This is a genomic window from Frankia canadensis (genome assembly GCF_900197875.1).
Taxonomy (GTDB): domain Bacteria; phylum Actinomycetota; class Actinomycetes; order Frankiales; family Frankiaceae; genus Frankia; species Frankia canadensis.
In genome coordinates, this window is sequence record NZ_FZMO01000316.1 from 1 (window position 1) to 3,838 (window position 3,838).

3 protein-coding genes and 1 pseudogene are annotated in these 3,838 nt (G+C 72.1%); 2 read left to right on the forward strand and 2 right to left on the reverse strand.

The window, feature by feature from the left end; translation table 11 throughout:
• Positions 1-16: 16 nt before the first annotated feature.
• Positions 17-223 carry a hypothetical protein gene (locus C1A33_RS36915; RefSeq protein WP_101833265.1) on the forward strand — a complete coding sequence of 69 codons (207 nt, stop codon included), beginning with the start codon at positions 17-19 and terminating at the stop codon, positions 221-223.
• A gap of 539 nt (positions 224-762) precedes the next feature.
• Here the strand turns inward: C1A33_RS36915 and C1A33_RS36920 are convergent.
• A complete protein-coding gene (locus C1A33_RS36920; RefSeq protein ID WP_243407808.1) occupies positions 763-975 on the reverse strand; it encodes a hypothetical protein in 213 nt (70 codons plus the stop codon).
• A 676-nt stretch (positions 976-1,651) separates the two neighbouring features.
• Here C1A33_RS36920 and C1A33_RS38075 point away from each other — a divergent pair.
• A pseudogene (locus C1A33_RS38075) lies at positions 1,652-1,906 on the forward strand (HNH endonuclease); the annotation flags it as partial.
• A 354-nt stretch (positions 1,907-2,260) separates the two neighbouring features.
• Here C1A33_RS38075 and C1A33_RS36930 read toward each other — a convergent pair.
• Positions 2,261-3,835: a 4-amino-4-deoxy-L-arabinose transferase gene (locus tag C1A33_RS36930; protein ID WP_243407809.1), complete on the reverse strand. Its 1,575-nt coding sequence runs from the start codon at positions 3,833-3,835 to the stop codon at positions 2,261-2,263.
• Positions 3,836-3,838: the final 3 nt, after the last annotated feature.

The window sequence follows — 3,838 nt, forward strand, 5'->3', positions numbered from 1 at the left end:
GACCTGACGGGACGGCTTGCCCGGCCAGGGCGTCCCGGTCGGCCAGCGCATCCCGGCCGGGCAAGCCGTCCCGGCAGGTCAGGCCGCGTCGGCCGGGCAGGGGGCGCCGGCCGCGGGCTCGGGGCAGCCGACGGCGCAGGCGGCCTTCCTGCGGGCGCTGCCGACCTTCGTGTGGCTTGCGGCGATCGGCTTCTTCCTCGGCGCGCTGCTCGCCCTGTCCTGACCGTCACCACCTTCGCCGCACTCCGCCTGGCCTCGGCCAGCCGCGCGACGAGGTACACACCTCGTGGCCGGCCGGCCAGGTCAGCCCGGCCGCGTTCCGCAGAACGCAATCGCTTGTCAGGAAATCGCCGGAGCACCCGCGGGCGGCAACTCACCCCGCGGCGAAACGTTCCGCGGAACGCGATCCCTGACCGGAGTCCGTGGCGGCGGCAGGCGCGTCACGGGGGCGGACGCCCCCGAGGAGTGCGTCGGTGTTCGCCGACGTGCCCACAGTCGGCGACACGCTCGAATTTCGCGGAATGCGAATTTCAGTCGTCCCCGGCCGCTCTTTTCCGGATCATATGGCTCCGGCAGCCGACTGGTTGCCGCCACAAGCCATAAGAAATGCGGTTACCACTTAGTCGGCAGCGTCCGATACGCGAGGCACGGCAAACAACGTGACGCAGGCCGGCAAGCGATGGGTAAGAATTGTCGGTGGCGGGCGCGAACATCGTCCCGTCCAGTCATCAACCCCTGCCCCCTGGTGATGCCGATGCCCCCCTACATCGCGGTCCCGTCCGCCAGCCCCAGTCTGGCGGACAGCCCCCGCCCGTTCGACCCCCGGGACGCCGAGCTGGTGATCGACCCGGACACCGCGCCGATCGCCGAGGTCGAGGCGGAGCTGTGCCGCTGGGCCGGACGGATCTCGGCGGCCACCTGCCACTGGCTGCGCCTCGTCGCCGCCTTCGACCGGCGCAAGGCCTGGTTCGGCATCGGCATCAAGACCTGCGCCCACTGGTTGTCGCTGCGCTGTGGCCTCGGTCTGCGCACCGCCCAAGAGCATCTGCGCACCGCGCACGCCCTGGAGCGGCTGCCCGAAATCCACCGCGCCTTCGCCGCCGGGCAGCTCTCCTACAGCAAGGTCCGTGCCGTCGCCCGCGTCGCCACCCCGGAGACGGACGACCTGTGGCTACGCCACGCCCGCGCCTGCACCGGCAGCGAGCTCGAGCGCCTGACTGCCGCCTACCGCCAGCACAGCGCCGACCCCGCCCCGCGCGGCGAAGGCCGCCGGCTCACGGTTCGGACCGACGACGACGGCATGACCCACATCACCGTGGTGCTCCCCGCCGAGGACGCCGCTGTGGTTCTCACCGCGCTGGACACCACCCGCACCCACCTCGACAGCTCTGCCCGCGGGACGAGCGATCAGGCCGCCGAGACGGACCGCGGCCCCAAGCCAACGGTCGACGACGTATCCCGTGACGACGTATCCCGCGACGACGTGCACCGCGCGGGCGGCACCATCGCCGTCCCGCGGCATCGGGAGCGCGACGCTGACGCCCTCGTCGCCCTTGCCGAGGCCGCCCTCCACCACGACCCACCCCGGCTCCTCAACCCCGCCCACACCATCACCGTCCACGTCAGGCCCTCCGCGACCATCCCGATCACTATGAGCAGCCCGCTCGGCGCTGGCGTCGGCCTGCCTCCCGCCGTCCTCGAGCGGCTCGCCTGCGACGGGCATCTTCGAGCCCTGCACACCGACGACCATGGCGACCCTCTCCACCTCGGACGCCGCCGCCGCTTCCCCACCCAGCACCTGCGCGCCGCCGTCCACCTCCGCGACGACGGCCGCTGTCAGTTCCCCGGCTGCACCCACAGTCGGTGGCTCCACATCCACCACTGCCGCCCGTGGCGGGAGGGCGGCGCGACGGACATCGAGGCGCTCACCCTCCTCTGCGGGCGGCACCATCGCGCCGTCCACGACCACGCCATCACCGTGCACCGCGGCCGGGACGGCACCCTGCGCCTCGATCTCCCCGACGGACGCACCCTCACCGGCGCGCAGTCCACCCATCCCGGCGCCGATCCCCTTCCCGCTCTCGCCCACACGACCAGGCATGTCACCGATCGCAGCGTCCTTCCCACCGACACCGGGCCGCTCAGCCTCGACGACTCCCTCTACGTGCTCCTCAACACCCCGCCGCGCCAGGCCCCGGCCACCGCCGGCGCCGGCCACCGCCGGCGCCGCGGGGTGGTGACCGTGGGATCGCGGGTGGCGTCACCGGGGCGGCAGGACGCGTCGGATCTCGATCTCGCCGTTGCCGAACGACTTCAGCACCACGGAGTGGCGCAGCGCCTCGGCGACGAGCGGGACCTCGGTGAGCACCGAGTCGGGCGGCTTGCCCATCATCAGGTAGTTGATGTCGCGCCAGCCGCGGGGGAACTGGGCGCGCACCGCCGGGTCGAGATCGACCTTGTAGAACCACACCGGCAGGGGGCGTCGTCCGGCGATCACCAGGTCGGTCCAGGCGATGTCGTCGGTGACGACGATGCCGTGGTCATGGATGTGGGCGAGGAACCAGCGCGTCGCGTCGCGGCTCGGGGCGCTGGCGTCGGAGGTCAGCGCGGTGTGGATCGTCGGCGTCCACTCCCAGGCCAGGGCCGTCACGGCGGCGGACAGCGCGAGTGCGACGACCGCGCGGCGAGTCCACGTCCACACCGCCAGTGGCCAGTTGGACACGGTGTGGGCGCCAGCGCGGGGCAGAGCGACGTCGAGCAGGCCGGCCGCGCAGAGCGCCGCGAACGGCAGCATCGCCGTCACGTACGGGTTGGGCAGGTAGCCGTTGCGGAAGATGAACGCGAACTGGACCAGCAGCAGCGCCGCGACGACGCGCAGCCGGCGCAGCGCCAGCAGCGGCACCGCCGCGGCGATACCCGCCAGCGCCACGTACGGATCGAGATCCAGCCAGGAGCGCACCACGTGGTAGGTGTCGCTGTTCGTGTCCAGCACGCTGCCGCTGGGCGCGCGGTCGAACAGCTGCCATCGGACCGCCCACTCCAGGGACACGTGGCCGGGGCCCTCGAACAACTCGTTCTTCGCCGCCGCGTACAGAATGTAGATACCGCAGATGCCGATCAGGCAGCCAAGAAAATTCCGCCGGACGAACCGCCAGTTGCGCCCGTCGCGGTGCTGGCGCAGCAGAACGTACAGGCCGGGCAGGAACAGCAGGGTCGTTTCCTTCGACCAGAACGAGAACGCCATGAACGTGCCGGCGAGCGCGGCCGCGGCGACGCTGCGCCGCGGCGAGGCCGCGGCGACGAACGCGGCGAGCAGCCACATCACCGCGATGTTGTCGAGGAACGCCATCCGCTGATACCACAATCCCAGTGGGCTGAGCGAGAAGGCGAGCAGCGCGACGCCGGCGAAGAACCGGCGCAGGCCCAGCAGGCGGCCCAGCCGGTACAGCAGCACGCAGCTGACCAGATGCAGCAGGAACATCAGCTCACGGGCGGCGGTGACGGCCGTCGCCGCCCGGTGGAAGCCGTCGGTCAGCTTCGTGTAGATGGCGATGAGCAGCCAGCCGCCGAACGGGTGGTCGTACCAGTAGGTGTAATGAGCGATGCGGTTCCAGTACTGCATCGAATAGGCCTGGGCAGCGTAGGTGCCCTCGTCGTCGGTCACCCGGCCCGGCCAGCCGTCGAAGTTCACCCCGTGGATCACCGCCACGGCGGGCAGCAGCACGGCGAGCAGCACCAGGCTGTGCCGGCGCGCGTGGGCTGCGGCCGCCGCCCGCCCGCCCAGCGACCGCAGCCGCCCGGCGAGCGCCGCGGGCGGGCGGCGGCCGCAGCCCACGCG